At 56.2% G+C, this 15,198-nt stretch carries 16 protein-coding genes; 4 read left to right on the top strand and 12 right to left on the bottom strand.

Annotated features, from left to right (window positions below):
* Positions 1–230: hypothetical protein (locus tag ACXJJA_RS07550; protein ID WP_456487602.1), on the bottom strand; the 230-nt coding region annotated here is incomplete at its 3' end.
* A gap of 89 nt (positions 231–319) precedes the next feature.
* Between ACXJJA_RS07550 and ACXJJA_RS07545 the strand changes: the two genes are divergently transcribed.
* Together ACXJJA_RS07545 and ACXJJA_RS07540 are read left to right on the top strand one after the other, a co-directional pair.
* The gene (locus tag ACXJJA_RS07545) at positions 320–817 is read left to right on the top strand and encodes a class I SAM-dependent methyltransferase (RefSeq protein WP_456487601.1); all 498 of its coding nucleotides are present in this window, start codon (positions 320–322) and stop codon (positions 815–817) included.
* Positions 814–1,128 carry a DUF6951 family protein gene (locus tag ACXJJA_RS07540; protein ID WP_456487600.1) on the top strand — a complete coding sequence of 105 codons (315 nt, stop codon included), beginning with the start codon at positions 814–816 and terminating at the stop codon, positions 1,126–1,128. The genes ACXJJA_RS07545 and ACXJJA_RS07540 overlap by 4 nt, the downstream gene beginning before the upstream one ends.
* Before the next feature lie 89 nt (positions 1,129–1,217).
* On the opposite strand, the gene ACXJJA_RS07535 is transcribed toward ACXJJA_RS07540, so the two are convergent.
* Both ACXJJA_RS07535 and ACXJJA_RS07530 read right to left on the bottom strand, forming a co-directional pair.
* Positions 1,218–2,387: an acetyl-CoA acetyltransferase gene (locus tag ACXJJA_RS07535; RefSeq protein WP_456487599.1), complete on the bottom strand. Its 1,170-nt coding sequence runs from the start codon at positions 2,385–2,387 to the stop codon at positions 1,218–1,220.
* Between the two features lie 28 nt (positions 2,388–2,415).
* Positions 2,416–3,900, bottom strand: a complete 1,485-nt coding sequence (locus ACXJJA_RS07530) for an RtcB family protein (RefSeq protein ID WP_456487598.1) — start codon at positions 3,898–3,900, stop codon at positions 2,416–2,418.
* A gap of 106 nt (positions 3,901–4,006) precedes the next feature.
* Here ACXJJA_RS07530 and ACXJJA_RS07525 point away from each other — a divergent pair, with 106 nt between their 5' ends.
* Positions 4,007–4,510 carry an amino acid-binding protein gene (locus ACXJJA_RS07525; protein ID WP_456487597.1) on the top strand — a complete coding sequence of 168 codons (504 nt, stop codon included), beginning with the start codon at positions 4,007–4,009 and terminating at the stop codon, positions 4,508–4,510.
* Positions 4,511–4,519: 9 nt separating this feature from the next.
* Positions 4,520–5,572 (top strand): homoserine dehydrogenase, encoded by a 1,053-nt coding sequence (locus ACXJJA_RS07520; RefSeq protein ID WP_456487596.1) that lies wholly within the window; start codon positions 4,520–4,522, stop codon positions 5,570–5,572.
* A 46-nt stretch (positions 5,573–5,618) separates the two neighbouring features.
* Here ACXJJA_RS07520 and ACXJJA_RS07515 read toward each other — a convergent pair whose 3' ends face one another.
* From ACXJJA_RS07515 to ACXJJA_RS07475, 9 genes are all read right to left on the bottom strand, one after another.
* On the bottom strand, positions 5,619–6,947 hold the full coding sequence (locus ACXJJA_RS07515; RefSeq protein ID WP_456487595.1) for a phenylacetate--CoA ligase family protein: 1,329 nt from the start codon (positions 6,945–6,947) through the stop codon (positions 5,619–5,621).
* A 9-nt stretch (positions 6,948–6,956) separates the two neighbouring features.
* A complete protein-coding gene (locus ACXJJA_RS07510; RefSeq protein WP_456487594.1) occupies positions 6,957–8,045 on the bottom strand; it encodes a phenylacetate--CoA ligase family protein in 1,089 nt (362 codons plus the stop codon).
* 50 nt (positions 8,046–8,095) lie between these two features.
* Positions 8,096–9,376, bottom strand: a complete 1,281-nt coding sequence (locus ACXJJA_RS07505; RefSeq protein ID WP_456487593.1) for a phenylacetate--CoA ligase family protein — start codon at positions 9,374–9,376, stop codon at positions 8,096–8,098.
* A gap of 9 nt (positions 9,377–9,385) precedes the next feature.
* Complete coding sequence (locus ACXJJA_RS07500) at positions 9,386–9,658, bottom strand: hypothetical protein (RefSeq protein WP_456487592.1); 273 nt, start codon at positions 9,656–9,658, stop codon at positions 9,386–9,388.
* Between the two features lie 11 nt (positions 9,659–9,669).
* Positions 9,670–10,899 (bottom strand): (Fe-S)-binding protein, encoded by a 1,230-nt coding sequence (locus ACXJJA_RS07495; RefSeq protein ID WP_456487591.1) that lies wholly within the window; start codon positions 10,897–10,899, stop codon positions 9,670–9,672.
* Positions 10,900–10,912: 13 nt separating this feature from the next.
* On the bottom strand, positions 10,913–12,343 hold the full coding sequence (locus tag ACXJJA_RS07490) for an FAD-binding oxidoreductase (protein WP_456487590.1): 1,431 nt from the start codon (positions 12,341–12,343) through the stop codon (positions 10,913–10,915).
* 9 nt (positions 12,344–12,352) lie between these two features.
* Positions 12,353–13,039: a hypothetical protein gene (locus tag ACXJJA_RS07485; RefSeq protein ID WP_456487589.1), complete on the bottom strand. Its 687-nt coding sequence runs from the start codon at positions 13,037–13,039 to the stop codon at positions 12,353–12,355.
* Between the two features lie 100 nt (positions 13,040–13,139).
* The gene (locus ACXJJA_RS07480; protein WP_456487588.1) at positions 13,140–13,604 is read right to left on the bottom strand and encodes a 4Fe-4S dicluster domain-containing protein; all 465 of its coding nucleotides are present in this window, start codon (positions 13,602–13,604) and stop codon (positions 13,140–13,142) included.
* Between the two features lie 9 nt (positions 13,605–13,613).
* Positions 13,614–15,198: aldehyde ferredoxin oxidoreductase family protein (locus ACXJJA_RS07475; protein ID WP_456487587.1), on the bottom strand; the 1,585-nt coding region annotated here is incomplete at its 5' end.

Genomic DNA, 15,198 nt, shown 5'->3' with positions numbered 1-15,198 from the left:
ACACTTCGAAGAGAAACTGGGTTTTCTTCAACGGTAAGAGAAAGCTGTTCAAATGCAAATGTGGCTACGAAGCCAATGTGGATAGAACTGCCTCTCGTAACATAGCAACTCTGGCTCTGGAGCGGGGCTTGGTCTCTGAGACCACTCTCAGCACCCAGCCCCAGATTTCCAGAGTTGGGGGCGATGTCAGCCGCCCCGTCAGGCTCGATGAGGGTTGTTGGCAACATCATCCCTCCGAGAGCAAGCTCCCGTCTTTAGACGGGAGAAGCTGACCTCTACTCCGCACGCCAACTTAATCTTTTGTAGCGGAAAAATATGCATGATGTCATTTAGAGCGGGCGTGCAGCCGTCCTTTCTAACAAAAACGTTGGTGGAGGCGGGCTTGCCAGAGCAGGCTAAGGTTTTAGAGGTGGGCTGTGGCACGAACGTGCAGACGGCGCTCGAGCTTTTGGAATTCAACGGCAGCGTGCTCGTGCTCGACGTAAGCGAGACTCAGATGCAGGAATACAAAAAGAAGCTGGGTGAGAGCGCCGCCGTTCACATTCTCGTGGCGGACGCTCAGGCACTGCCTTTTAGGGATTGCTCGTTAGACTGCGTTGTTTTTTATTATGCTTTCGACTGGATTCCCATATTCGGCGGCAGGAACGAGGCAGTGGCAGCGGAGGTTTTCAGGGTTCTAAAGCCAAGCGGCGTGCTCGTGTCGTTCGAATACTGGGAGCGGGGCGCCGAGAGCCGGGCGACGCTCTTAAAGATGGCGGGCTTTTCCGCAAAAATAATAATTGAGGAGGACGAGTTAGTAGTAATAGGGAGGAAATGACGACCGTCCGTGTTTTCGGGGGTGCGTGCAGATTTAACACTGTGATTGAGGCTCGGCGGAATGGGCTTTCGGTGGAAATAGGCGTAAAGTCGGAATGTAGCGCCGTTAACAAGCTCGCAAAAGAGATAACCGCCGTAAAATATGAGGATATTTTCCTGAAAACTCATAACGTCTTCGAGAACATCATCTATGCGTGCGCCGGCAAGCACTTGAAGCATGCAGACTGCCCGGTCCCGTGCGGCATCATGAAGGCGATACTCGTGGAACTCGGCATTCAGAGAAAGGAGGCACCAAGATTTGAGTTTGAGTGACGTCGTGGCGGCTTCCGACAGCGCTTTGCGTCAATACTAACTGCTCGCCACAAGTGGCACGCCGCACACGTCTGCGAACGCCGCTCAGCCTACGGCAAGGAGCGGCTGAGGATGTGGACAACAGCAGTCCCGCCGGTGCCGCCGACGTTGTGCGTAAGCCCGATTTCGGCGTTCGTTTGCCTGCCTTTTGCGTCGCCTCGCAGTTGCAGCGTGATTTCGACGGCTTGCCTTATTCCTGTGGCACCGAGGGGGTGTCCGCAAGCTTTCAGCCCGCCCGAGGGATTCACTGGGATGTGCCCACCGATTTCCGTGGCGCCGTCCTCAACGGCACGTCCGCCCTCGCCTTTTTCGAAAAAGCCTAAGTCCTCAATTGCCATTATCTCAGCGATGGTGTAAGAGTCGTGCACTTCCGCCACGCCAATGTCTGTAGGCGAGATTCTGGCGATTTTGTAAGCTGTCCTCGCCGCTACCGCCGTCGCCTTCACAGTCGTCAGGTCCTCTCTGTCGTGCAGAGCGAGGAAGTCGCACGCCTGCGTCGATGCACGGATGTAAATTGGCGTGTCGGTGTATTTGCGAGCGTCTTCCGCAGCGCATAAAACGACGGCGGCAGCACCATCCGCCACGGGCGAGCAGTCGAGCACCCGCAACGGGTCGGCGACGATTGGCGAGCGCAGGACGGCGTCGACGCTTATCTTGCTTCTGAACTGCGCAATCTCATTGTTGCTTGCGTTTTTGTGATTTTTGACGGCGACGAGCGCTAATTGCTCCCTCGTGGTCCCGTATTTCTGCATGTGCGCCCGTGCCATCATTGCGAAGAGCGCCGGCAGCGTCGCTCCTTGCATCGCCTCCCACTCCCGGTCGGTCGAAGCCGCAAGCAACTCGTCTATCGCATTCGGGTCGGCGTCCGTCATTTTTTCGACGCCCGCAGCTACGACCACATCATACCAGCCAGAAGCGACGGCGAGCGTCGCAACGTGTAATGCCAAACCGCCGGAGGCGCACGCCGCTTCGACCCTGCAAGCTGGGATATGCAGCGACGCCAACCCGACGTGGTCTGCAATCAGTGTGCCGATGTGCTCCTGCTGTATGAAGCTCCCAGCGCTCATGTTGCCACCGAAGATTGCTTCTATCTCCTCACCGCTTATCCCAGCGTCCTCTATGGCTCTCACACCCGCCTCCACTGCCAGCTCCCGGAAAGAACGCTCCCAAAGCTCCCCAAACTTCGTGCAACCTACCCCAATTATTGCCACTTTTCTCATAATTTCCCCCAAGTAATTTGAGCAAAAATTAGCCCTTCATCACCCCAATGGCTCTGAGCGCCGCTACTTTCTTCGCAATGCCCGCACGCTCGCAGCACTCCACAACAACCTCAGGGTTCTTGTAGGCGCCGGCGGCTTCTTCCGCAAGCTCGCTGAGCCTATCGCCTTTACGCCTCTTGGAGGGGCGGCAGCGCACCACGATGTTCCGCCGCTCAAGCTCCCGCTTCACCTGCTCGCCCTTATAAATCTTCGTCGCCCGCGTGCGGCTCATCTCCCGCCCAGAACCATGAGCGCACGTCCCGAAGGTCTCCCGCATTGCCGTCTCAGTTCCAACGAGGAGGAAGCTGCGTGTCCCCATCGAGCCCGGCAGGAGGACCGGCTGTCCCACGCCCCTGTAAACCTCAGGAAGTCGCTCGTCGCCGGCGATGAACGCCCTCGTCGCACCTTTCCTGTGGACACAAAGCTCCATATTCGCACCGTCAACCTCATGCACTTCTCGCTTTGCGATGTTGTGCGCCACGTCGTAAACGAGCTGGATTTCCATACTCTCCGCCGAGTTCTTTAGGACTCTCTCAAAAGTCTGCCGGACCCAGTGCGTCGCGAGCTGCCTGTTCGCCCAAGCGTAGTTAGCGCATGCACACATCGCTTCGAAGTAGTCCATGCCGACTTTTGAATTCAGGTAAGCGCACGCCAGCTCTCTTTCAAGTTCGAAGATGCGGTTCAGCGTCGCATCCTTCCGCATTTCCCGCTCGAAGACTCTTAGGTAATAGGAACAGACACCGTGCGAGAAGCCGCGCCCGCCGGTGTGTATGAGGACTGCAACCTGCCCGACATCGAAAATCCCAAACTTCTTCGCAAGCTCCTCATCAAAAATCTCATCAACTACTTGGACTTCAAGGAAGTGATTGCCGGAGCCGAGTGTGCCCAACTGCGGGGCGCCCCGCTGTCTCGACTTCTCGTCTATTTTCTCAGGGTTTGCCTCCGCAAGCCGCCCTCCATCCTCTGTCCGCTTCAAATCATCCTCCCAACCGTAGCCGTGCTCTACACACCACTCAGAACCCGCAACCAGAACCTCATCAAGCTCCTTATAGGAGAGGCGGAGCTTCCCTGAAAGCCCGAGCCCAGCCGGGATGCTCTCGAAAAGCCCGTCCATCAGCTCGTTGAGGTGCGGGCGCACGTCTTTCTCTAAAAGATTCGTCCTGATGAGGCGGACGCCGCAGTTGATATCGTACCCCACCCCCCCAGGGCTTATTACGCCGTTGTTAAAGTCTGTGGCAGCGACGCCGCCTATCGGGAAGCCATAGCCCTGATGCCCGTCAGGCATGACCATAGAATACTTCTGGATGCCCGGCAGCGATGTCACGTTAATCGCCTGCTGCAGTGTCATGTCTTGTTTCATCTTCTCCATGAGTTTGACGTCGGCGTAAACACGGGCGGGGACTCTCATGAAATCCTTATAATCTTGCGGAATCTCATAGACACAATCCCTTACTTTTCTTAGAGGAACTTCCATTCTCTCACCTCTCCACACTTATCTTACTCAAAAAGGTATAAAAGCATAAGTTCCAAAAAAGGAACTAGGGAGGTTTAACTCGTTGCAGAAGGCAGAGGCGTAAATTATGAAGGTGTCGATGGACATAGAGCTGAAGGACGTTCCCGGGCAGCTTGTCTCCGCCCTTATTCCCATTTCAGAACTCGGCGGCAACATAATCAGTGTGCTCCACCACCGAGACAGGAAAACGCAACGTGGCACAATCCCCGTGCAAGTTGTTTTCGACGTCGAGGAGAGCAAGCTTGCGGCTCTGCTGCAACGACTCCGAGAGCGTGGAATCACGGTCGTGCGAGTCGGTGCCGAAAGGCTCAAGGAGGCAGTGTTCGTCCTGCTGATTGGGCATATCGTCCGCTCCGGCGTGAAGGAGCTGATAAACGAGGTTGACGGGACGGGCGTCGCCGAAGTCGTCGAGCTTTTCCTATCGATGCCTGCCGTCGAAGAAAAGTCAGCGGCAGCTCTGAAAATTCGAGCTATCGGCAAGATGGAACTGGAAAGGGCCTTGGATATTGTTGAGGGATTTGCAGCAAGGTGTGGCATTCTCGTCGTGCGTCCGATAGAGGACGAGCTTTAAGGTGATTGGATGAGAGAGGTAAAGCTCTCAATCGTGGGCTTCGGCGTCGTCGGGCGTGGCGTCGCCGAAGTCGTTGCGAGAAAGCGGGCAGAGATTGGTGAGCGGTTTGGGCTTGATTTAAGGATTGTTGCGGTCGTTGACCTTTGGGGCGCCGCTCTCGCCTCCGACGCTGATGGCGGCGGGCTTGACCCTCGCCGCATCCTCGACGCCCTGCAGAAAGGTGGAGCAGAGGGGCTGTCCCCCCGAGAGAGCCTTGAGGCGCACGGCGTGAGGGTGGAGGAGTTGCAGAGTCCCGACGTGATTCAGGAGGTGGAGCACGACGTCACCGTCGAGGCAACGCCCACGAACGTCGATAACGACGGCGAGCCCGGCACGAGCCATATCCTCACCGCCCTAAAAGCGGGAAGGCACGTCGTGACCTCAAACAAAGGGCCGTTAGCGCTGCACTTCAATAAGCTTATGCAAGCGGCAAAGCGTGCCGACCGCAAGATAGGCTTCGAAGCAACAGTCGGCGGCGCCATGCCCATCATCTCGCTCAGAGACACGCTTGCGGGCAACGAAATCCTCTGCATCAAAGGCATCCTGAACGGCACATGTAACTACATACTCACGAGAATGGGCGAGGAGAACATGCCCTTCGAGCACGCCCTCCGAGAGGCGCAAGAAATGGGCATCGCCGAAGCCGACCCAAGGAGCGACGTCCTCGGCGTGGACACAGCGGTCAAGCTCGTAATCCTCGCAAATGCGCTCCTCGGGCTCGACGCCGCATACAAGGACGTGAGAGTCACCGGCATCACAGAAATAACGCCTGAAGCGTTAAGCCTTGCGAGGGACAACGGCTACGTCATCAAGCTCATCGGCGAAGTTGACCGGGATGGGAAACTGGAGGTAGCGCCGAAGCTCGTCCCGGAAACGCACCCCCTCAACGTCGGCGGGACTTTGAACGCTGCACTTTTGAAAACAGACCTTGCTGGCGAGGTCATGGTCGTCGGGCGGGGCGCCGGCGGCATCGAAGCCGCTAGCGCCATCATCAGCGACATCATCAGAATTTTCAAAAATTAATTAATCGCTTTTTACTACTGGTTGCCTTCCGCGGCGCTCCTCTTCCTCACATTTTCGTCTCGTCCAGCACTCTTTCAATCTTGTGGAAAATCACGGGCAGCCCTGAGAACGACACCCATCTTATCTCGGCTTCGACGCCTAATTTCTCTCTTATCCGCTCGCAGATACTGCTTGCAAGCGCCTCCTCGTCTTCCGGACGCACCCAAGGCTCGTGTCGCATGTCTATTTTTAACTTCGTCATCTCACGGGCATACTTCCGAATGGTGAAGGCGCCTTCCACAGTCTCCGGGAATTCCTCAATGACACGCCGCACGTCTATTGGGTATATCTCCTTACCGCCCACTTTTATGCGCCACGAAATTCTGTCACGAGGGATAAGCCGTGCGTGCGTCCTACCGCAGCCGCAGCGTTCTGTCTCCAGATACGCAACGTCCTCAGTGCCGTAGCGTATGAAAGGCATGTCCCTCGCAAACAAACTTGTGACGACGACCTCGCCGCTCTCGCCTGAGTCCGGCGGAATCACATCGCCGCTGTCCGGGTCAAGAATCTCAACGTGGAACATGTCTTCCCAGAAATGGTCACCGTTGTGCTCCGGGCATTCCACCGCCACGATATGGCTCTCAGAGCAGCCGTAGAGGTCATAGACGCCGCCAGTGATGCCGAACTCTTGCATGAGGTGTTCCTTAAACTTTGGCGGGAAAGATTCACCGGCGCACACGAGGTTTCTCACGCCGCCGTAAAGCTCGTGCGGCTCTTTCCCGGTGTGTTCACGAATCTCGTCCCGGATCGCCATGAGCAGCGGCTGGTCCATAAACATGAAATCAGGCTTGAAACCCGCAAGCCAGACATAGCGCTCTGCGGTTATCGGATGCACGAAGTCGATCATGAGATGCATGCCGAACCGCCGGTATGCCGTGACCGAAGGCGGTCCGAGCCAGTGCCAGTTTAACTGAATCGTCAGCGCTTTATCGCCGGGGCGAGCATCCGTCATCCAGAAATGTCGACACATCATCTCCGCACATATCTTAAGTTCGGTCTCAGCATACGTAACGAACGTCGGGATGCCTGTTGTGCCCGTCGACGGATTTATCAACAGCACGTCCTCCAGCGGCATGCAGAGCAGCCCGGCAAACGGGTCGCCCGTCTTATCCCGCTCCGCCCTGATGTCGTCCTTCCTGAACACCGGTATCTTTTCAAAGTCTTTGAAGCTCCGAACGTCATCAGGCGTTACGCTCGCCTCTTTAAACCGCTTGTGGTAGAACGGCGAATTATAGTAAGCGTATCTTATGATCGCACGCAGTCGCCTCAGCTTCAGCTCCTCAAGCTCTGCCCTTGGCAGCCTCTCAATGACGTTCCAATAAGCGCTCTCTTGCATGCTCCCACCTCACAGGCGCAGGAAAATGCGGCGGTGCGTTCTGCCACAGCCGCAACGCTCGTCCTCAAACGTCGCTGTTATTCCCGTTTTGTATCTAATGAGCGGCGTCGCCTCCGCGAAAATGTTCGTGAGAACGAGGTCGCCCCACTCTCCGGCACTCACACACTCGCCAGCGGCATCAATAACCTCGACAACGAACGCATCCTCCCAAACGTGCAAGCCACAGTGCTCTGCGCAATCCGACGCGTAAAACAGGATGTCCTGAATGTCAAGCAGCGTGAAAACATCTTCTACGCCCCATACTTCTTTTATCCTGCCTCGTTTCTCCTCGTTTGCATAAAAAAGCTCGTAAAATGGCGCCCGCAGCACGATGACCCGATACCCGATGGAGCAGGGCGAGAACTCCTCCTCCTTAACCACCTTAAAGGAGGTAGTCTCGGAAACTGCCACTTCAACCGTGACTTTTTCGCCCTCGCTCACGGGCGTCAAATAACTCTCAAGCGTTGCAAGCGCTGTCTCAGTCGTGAAGAGCACGTCGGGCTTGAAAAACCGTCCTGTATGAATCGTTCTCGGCACATCCGGCACGAAGAGCTCCTGCGGGATAATTCGGCAGCCTAAAACGCCGCCGACGCTCGTGAGCCCGAAAGTGTGCGACGGGAAGCTGAACGCAAAGCCAAACGCCTCCCACGCCCAGCACTGCACCTGCACCAAGTCCTTTGGAGCAACGCCCTCCATCACCCAGATCCGCGTCAGCAGCTCCACAACCTCCCGCTGGTCTGCCACCGTCAGCGCAGTAACGACTGGAATATCCTCAAGCGGCACGAACGGCCACTCCGGCGGCGAAATGCTCAGTATCAGGCGGTCTGCAGGCACGCACAGCCGCCCCCCATAAAAGTCCCCAGAGTCTTTTACCGCACGCTGCAAATCCTCCCTCGTTACAAGCGGCAACCTCCTCAAATCCTCGACGCCCCGTATCTCGTCGGGCGTCACGCTCGCCTCTCTGAATCGCTGGTGGTGGAGAGGCGAGCTCTCGTAAACTCGCCGCAGTTGCGCTCTGAGTCTTCGCTCCTGGAGCCTTCTCAGCTCCTCCTTCGGCATTACCTCCACTTTCGGGTTAAACATGCGATTTTCCATGATTCGCTACACTCCTACTCAAACTCCCTTTTGTCAACAACAAGTTTTGCGTCCTCATAAAGCTTGTCCACAAATTCAACACTCGCCCGCAGCTTTATGACTTCCTTAAGCTCGCTTTCGAGGGTCTTCCGCAACTCCTCGCTCCTGTCCTTGCTTTCAACCACGATTGTAAGCTCGTCAAGCGTCGCCGGGCGCTCAATCACCATTTGGAACCTCCCAAGCTCGGGATGACGTCGTAACACGCTCTCAACCTGCGAAGGCACTACGAACATGCCTCTAACCTTGACGACGTCGCTTACACGCCCCACAATCTTCAGCAGTCTCGAAGAGCTCCTACCGCATTCGCAGACGCCCTCCTCAAGCCCTGCTGCGAGGTCGCCTGTTCTGTATCTAAGTAGAGGCATGCTCCTGCGTTGTAAGAACGTAGCAACGACCTCACCCGGCTCTCCCGGCGGCACATGCTCCCCAGTTTTCGGGTCAATTAGCTCCAAAACGATGTCCTCGTAAATATGCAAGCCTCTGACCTTGCCGCTCGCCGCCGCGGGGCACTCCCTCGCCATTATGCCTACTTCCGCCGCTGCATATATTTCCATGGGCGCAAGCCCGAAGAGCGCATTAAGCTCCCGCTTCAGGCTGTCAGGCACTGCTTCCCCCGTAAAGACGCCAACTCTCAGCCGTAAATCCTGTTTCGGCTTTAAGCCAAGCTCTTGCACACGTTTGCCAATCTGCATTAAGAAACTCGGCGTGCCCACGAACGCCGTCACGGAGGCAGCCCGCATCACCTGTATGTGCATGTCGGTGAAGCCCGTGCCCGCAGGAATGACCGCAGCGCCAATCCTGCGACAGGCATCGTCGAAAACCGTGCCGGCGGGCACCCAGTTATATGCAAATGCCACGTCCACGACGTCGCCCGCTCGGACGCCGCACGTGTAGAAGCATGCCGCACACATTTCCACGGTATTTTCCAGCTCGTCCTTCGTCAGCGGGTAAAAAATGGGACCGGGTGATATAAAGATCCTTACAACTTCATCTAGCGGCACCGCCAGGAATTCGCCAAACGGCGGCTTCTCCCGCTCGTTCTCTATAATTTCAAGCTTTGAAATCATTGGAACCTTTTCGAAGAAGTCATCAAGATTCTTAATGTCCTCAGGACGTAGCCCTCGCTCATCGAACTGCCGGCGGTAGTAAGGCGAGTGCTCATAGGCGTATTTGACGTATTTGAGCAGCAGTTTTTCTTGATGCGCTCGCAACTTCTCAGGCGGCAGCGCTTCCACATCAGGACGCCAAAACTCCATAACGCATCCCTAAATATCGATAACGGCGCCCAACTCTTGCGCCCGCTTCACGGCTTCGTCCCGCTCGTAAAACCACTCCACTGCCTTGCCCTTTGCGACTTTTATTGACATGTTGCCGACAAGCTCCACAATCACGTATTTGGGAAAAGGTTTAAGAGACGGGGGGTCCTCTCGAATCATCACCCGCCGTCTCGTGCTCTTCATTATGCCCATGCACACCTGCTTCCCGCCGCTGATGATTTCCACCAAAATGAGCTTTGGTGTCGCTGTCTGCGCCTGCATACTCGAGCCCCCTAAAGGGCGTTCGCCAACAGCTCCACGAGGTCAAGCACCTCGATGCTCTTACCGGAGGCTGCGACCGCGTCCTTGAAGTTGTGCACGCAGAACGGGCACGGCGTGACTAAGGTTTGAGCACCAGTCTCTTCAACCTCTTTCAGGCGTTCGATTGCCGTCCACACGGCGAAGTCATCGAATGCCGCCTTCACGCCTCCGCCAGAGCCGCAACACCAGCTCTGCTCCCTGTTCCTCTTCATCTCCACGAGTTCCACACCTGGCACCGCTTTTACAAGCTCACGTGGCGGCTCGTAGACAGCGGCAAAGCCCAAATGCCGCCCGAGGTGGCAAGGGTCGTGGTATGTGACCTTCCTCGGCATTTCCTTGAATTTCAGCTTCCCCTCCTTAACGAGCTGCGGCAGGTATTCCGAGACGTGCAGGCACTCGAATCCGAGGTCGCCGAAAAGCTGCAGATAGTCCTCCTTGAACGTGCGGTAGCAGCCCGCACAGGAGAAGATGACGGTCTTCACGCCCATCTGCTTCAGCGTTTCGACATTATGCTTTGCGGTTTCGACAGCCGCTGATTTCTGCCCGGTGCGCAACAGCGGCGAGCCGCAGCACCACTCGTCGCTCATGACGCCGAAGTCCACGCCCGCAGCTTTTAGCAACTTCACCGTCGAAACAGCAATGCTCGGCTCTCGGTAAGATGATGTGCAGCCGACGAAGTAGATAACTTCGGCATTCTTCACGGGCGGCTCTCCGACGTCGGACGACGCAAAACACGCCCGCCGCTTTTCGTGCGGCTCGTTGTAGGGGTTGTGGTTGAGCTTGATGCTCTCAGCAAACGCCTTCTGTGCAGGGAGCGGTCCCCAGCCAAGTTCTTCAGAAAGGACCGTCCGTAACGCCTCGAAGGCTTCGACGTGGTCGATGCCCATGACGTCGGTGCCCTGTGTAACGTGCCCTTTACACTGCTGCCGGCAGCCGCCGCACACCGTGCACGCATAAATGATCTCGAGGAGGCGTTCTGACGGCTCCTTTATGTCGCGCTCGGCGATTGCCCGTAGCGTTTCCAGCCTGCCGGAGCCGTAGTAAGCTTCGTATTTGAAATACTCACCGCTCGGGCATATCGGCAATGGTGCGCCGAGCTTGTGATAATTCACGAAGTGGCAAGTTCGCTCCTTGCCGCAGCGATATGCCCATGCCGCATACTTGCGCAGCGACTCTATGACGTTTTCAAGAATCGTGACCATTTTACCACCTCATTCACACAAAGACCTTTCCGGGGTTCATTATGTCGTGCGGGTCGATGAGGTCTTTGATTGCCTTCCAGAGCTTTGCGTAATTGCCCATCAGCGGGAGGGCTGCGCTCATGTTTCCGGGGTTCGGTCTGAAGTAAGCGTAGGCGCCCATTTCGATGATTTTCTGGTGATATTCGTCGGTGAAGTTGATGAGTTTTTGCCGCTCCTCCTCGTTGGTCGGATCGAACCATGTTTCGACTTCATAATAGCAACTCTGCCCGTGCTTGCAGTAGTCAAATGGCGCAATGAACCAGCCGCACGTGTCGTAGTCAAGCCCGTGTTTCAGCCAGAGCTTCTTTGTCTCCTCATGATACACCGGAGCCAATTTCATCTGAGCGAAGAACGGCACCGCATAGTAGCTACCGAGGCGGAACCACGAAGCGACGTCCCTTGGATACGTCATCTCGTTGACCAAGTCCTCAGGCATCGGGAATATCTCGCCGCCCGCCACGTAGTTGGAATTCCTCACGATATTCTCCGCCATTTCCCTCTCCCATTCCATCCGCCCTTTCGTCTCCTCGGTGCCTTCGATGGCGAGCCAGACGACGTATTCGCCCCACGTGCCCTTGAACTCGAAGACGTCTTCCGCTCGACCTGAGAAAATCATAGCGAAGCCGAGCCAGTGCATGCCCATGCAACTCGTGCCGATTTCGTATTTGCCGAATTCAAGAATCACACGCACGAGCTCGTTCAGGTCGTCGTAACCCGCAACGACCCAGTCCTTAATGTCGCAATACGGGTAGAGCTTTGCGCACATTTTTGTGATGACGCCCATGGTGCCGGGTTGGTTCTGGAAGAGCCCTGTCAAGTCGGGACCCTGCCCATATCTCGAATACGGACCGGGCGAGTTCGGGAAGCCCCAAGAGCCCGTGTATAAGACCTCGCCGTTGGGCAGGACAACCTCCATGGAGAGCACGTTCTCGATACCATCTTTCCACTGGTGGTGGTAAAGCCCTCGGAGCGAGTAGTTTGCGACTGCGGACGCCGTCGCCGGGCATCCCGGAACTGCGGGGCGGACGCCATGTTTCATACACTCTGAAGCGAGCTGCGCGATCGTGACGCCGGGCTCGATGACGCATGCCATCATTTCAGTGTTAATCTCAAGGATGCGGTTCATCTTCCGCATGTCCAGCATGATGCCGCCCTGCGTGGGGATGCAGAGCCCTCTGACGTTAATTCCGGCGCTGTAAGGGATCACTGGGATGCGCTCTCGGTATGCGAGCCGCATCACCGCTTGCACTTCCTCTCTTGACTTCGGGCGGACGACGTAGTCTGGACGCATCGGTGGCACGAACGGCCATTGCTGGTCCCTTGCATACGTCCAAAGCACTTCTTCGTCGTCAGTTACGTTCTCCTCTCCAACAATATCCTCCAAATGTCTAACTAATCTACTCATATGACCACCCTATCGTAACGGCCAAGTCACCTCCCTCAGCCACTTCTGGAATCTGTCCTTGCTCATCAATAAGAAGCCCTTCATCGTCGGTGGTAGCGGAAACATGTCGAAGCGTCTCGGCTTGAGATGCCAATTGTCGTAGAGGATGCCTGCTGCTGCGTCCACATCATCAGGATAAGACCGAGGTTCGTAAATCCGCTGCTCCGAGAGTGGCTTGTCCTGCTCCACGGTCGGAGCGTTCGCAAAGTCTTCGAGGTATAAAGCTTCGACGTGCAGCTTCCGGCTCTTGTCAGGTCTCGTCGGCGCAATCGCTTCATGCATCAGCTTGATGCCCTCTTCGAGGGGATATTGCTTGAATATTTCAGTAACAGGCACGTCGAGCGTCGGGTGCTTTATCCCGGCAAGGTCAAGCTCCTCGTAAGTCACAGAGTAGCCGTAGTCCACGAAGTTAAGGTGCACGTGTTTTATGTTTCTTGCCTCATCGAGCCAGCACGTGACGACCTCCGCTTTCATTCCGAGGAGCATTCGCTTCTCGGACGCTGCTGGTCTGATTTTATATACGATCCACGGCCAGAACTCGCCATACGCGGGCGTGTCCGGCGGAATCTTGCCCTCCTTTGCCTGCACGTTCTTCTCGACCGCCTCTTTCGCCCTGAAAATGATTTCTTCGACCAGTTCCTGTTCCGAAAATCCCATTAGACCACCTCAACCGCTGAGATTTTCATTAAATATAGTTATATAATTTTCGGTTTATATTTTGCACATTGAGATGGCGTGCTCAGCCACTGCAACGCCGCTATATAAGCTTCTCCACAGCTTTTTTCAAGTGTTCGTCACGCATTCCGTCAACAATTTCTTCGAAAGTCGCCAGCTTCAAAGCACTTTCAGGGCAGAATTTTATACATTGCGGCTCGCCACCGCAGAGGTCGCAGGCGACAGGAAGCTCGGCGTCGGGCTTCAGTATCAGCACGCCGAACTCGCAGGCTTCGACACACACGCCGCACGCCGTGCAGTTCTCCTCGGCAACGCTGAGCACGCCGTTCTCGTCGGCGCTTAACGCCTCGTTCGGACAGGCAGCGACGCACGGCGGCTCATTGCAGAAATGGCAAGCAAACGCTATCGAAAAGCCTGGATACTCCTTTATAACTCTTATTCTCGCCTTTTCAGGGTTAAATACCCGTTCCTTCACGCCTGAGCAAATGAGTTCGCAAAGGCAGCAGCCCGAACACTTCTCAGGGTCCGAAATAACATATTTCCGCATCCGCACCACCTAAACCGACAGCCCCAGCTCTCTCAATTTCCCAGCAGTTGGCACGCCGCCTTCGTCCCAGCCTCGCAACCTGTAATACTCGCTCAGCCGCCGCTCGAACTCCTCCCTGGGGATGACCTCGCCACTCGCTGCACCCTTCGGCAGCGGCTCCTCGTAGAAACGGTCCGGCAGCCAGTCGTCCTCCTTACCCCGCAATCCTTCTCGGAGGTTGAATAGCCTTTCGAGGTTCCAAATACGTTCGCCGATACGTTCAAGCGTCTTAACCGAGAAATCAAAGCCGGTGACAAGAGAAATCAAAGATGCAAGCTCCTCCTTGCGTAGCAGGACGCCGAAAAACTTGCAGATGATAGCGGAGTCGAGAACTTGCATCCAATCTTCAAGCTCCTTCACCAGCCGCACCTTCTCAGAACTAAGCTCCAGTGGGTCGACGGTGACCATGGCGAGCGGCGTTGCCATGCCGAAATCCACGAGTGTCATTAACGCACCAAGATGATCAGCGCCACGGTTTGCTGTTGCAAACGAAAGAGCGGCACCCTTCATAGCTCTCGGCTCATAGCCCGGGAACTCCAAGCCCTTAACATGCATTGCGTATTTCTCGGCACCCCTACCGAGACGTTCAGCCGCCCGCTTCACGCCTTCCGCAAGGAGGTCGCCGACGCCCTCCCGCCTCGCAATTCTCTCTAAAAGTTCGATGACGATGTCGGCGTCGCCCCACCGCAACTCCAGCCCGCCCGTCCTATCGGCATCCAAAACGCCCGCCTCGTAGCACTCCATGGCAAAACCGATGACGCCGCCCGCTGTGATGCCGTCCATTCCAAGTTCGTTGCAGAGGTTGTGCGCCTTCATCAGAGCATTTAGGTCGTAACAGCCGCATCTCCCCGCTAAAGTGTTTATGTGCTCATATTCGGGACCCTCGCCGAGCTCGTCAGCATATTTTCCTTCTGGGATCCTGGAGAGACGCCCGCAGCCTATGGGGCAGCCGAAGCACGCCGACTTCTTTAGCACAAGGCTTTCCCTTATGCTTTCTTGGTCAATAGGCTCGATTTCCTCGTAGTCGAACTGTAATTTGAAATTATGCGTCGGGAAGCCGCCGATGGCGTGCACATAAGAGACGATACTGGCGGTGCCGTAAGTACTTAGTCCAATGGCGAGCGTTTCATATCTGCCGAGTTCCCGCAGCCTGTCGAGCAGTTTCATGAGTCCATCGAAGTCGCTCACCTGCACGTCCTTCGTGCCACGAACCGCAATGGCTTTGAGCCTCTTGGCGCCCATGACGGCGCCGAGCCCGCAACGCCCGGCGGCTCTCGTCGAGTCGTTTATTATGGCGGCGAACCTCACGAGGTTCTCGCCAGCAGGTCCGATGCACGCGACCTTCACTTTACGGTCGCCTAACTCCTCTCTCAGGATTTTCTCGGTTTCGGTGGTCGAGCTGCCCCAGAGGTGGGAGGCATCTCTGAGCTCGACGCCGCCGTCGCGGATGACGAGCGCCGTCGGCTTCGCGGCGACGCCCTCGATAATAACGCCGTCGTAGCCCGCGAATTTCAGCTCGGCGCCGAAGTGCCCGCCGGCGCTCGCCGCGCCGAAA

It is taken from the genome of Candidatus Alkanophaga liquidiphilum, assembly GCF_053996935.1.
Note: the sequence above shows the minus strand (reverse complement) of the source record. Positions and strands in the feature narration are given on the sequence as shown.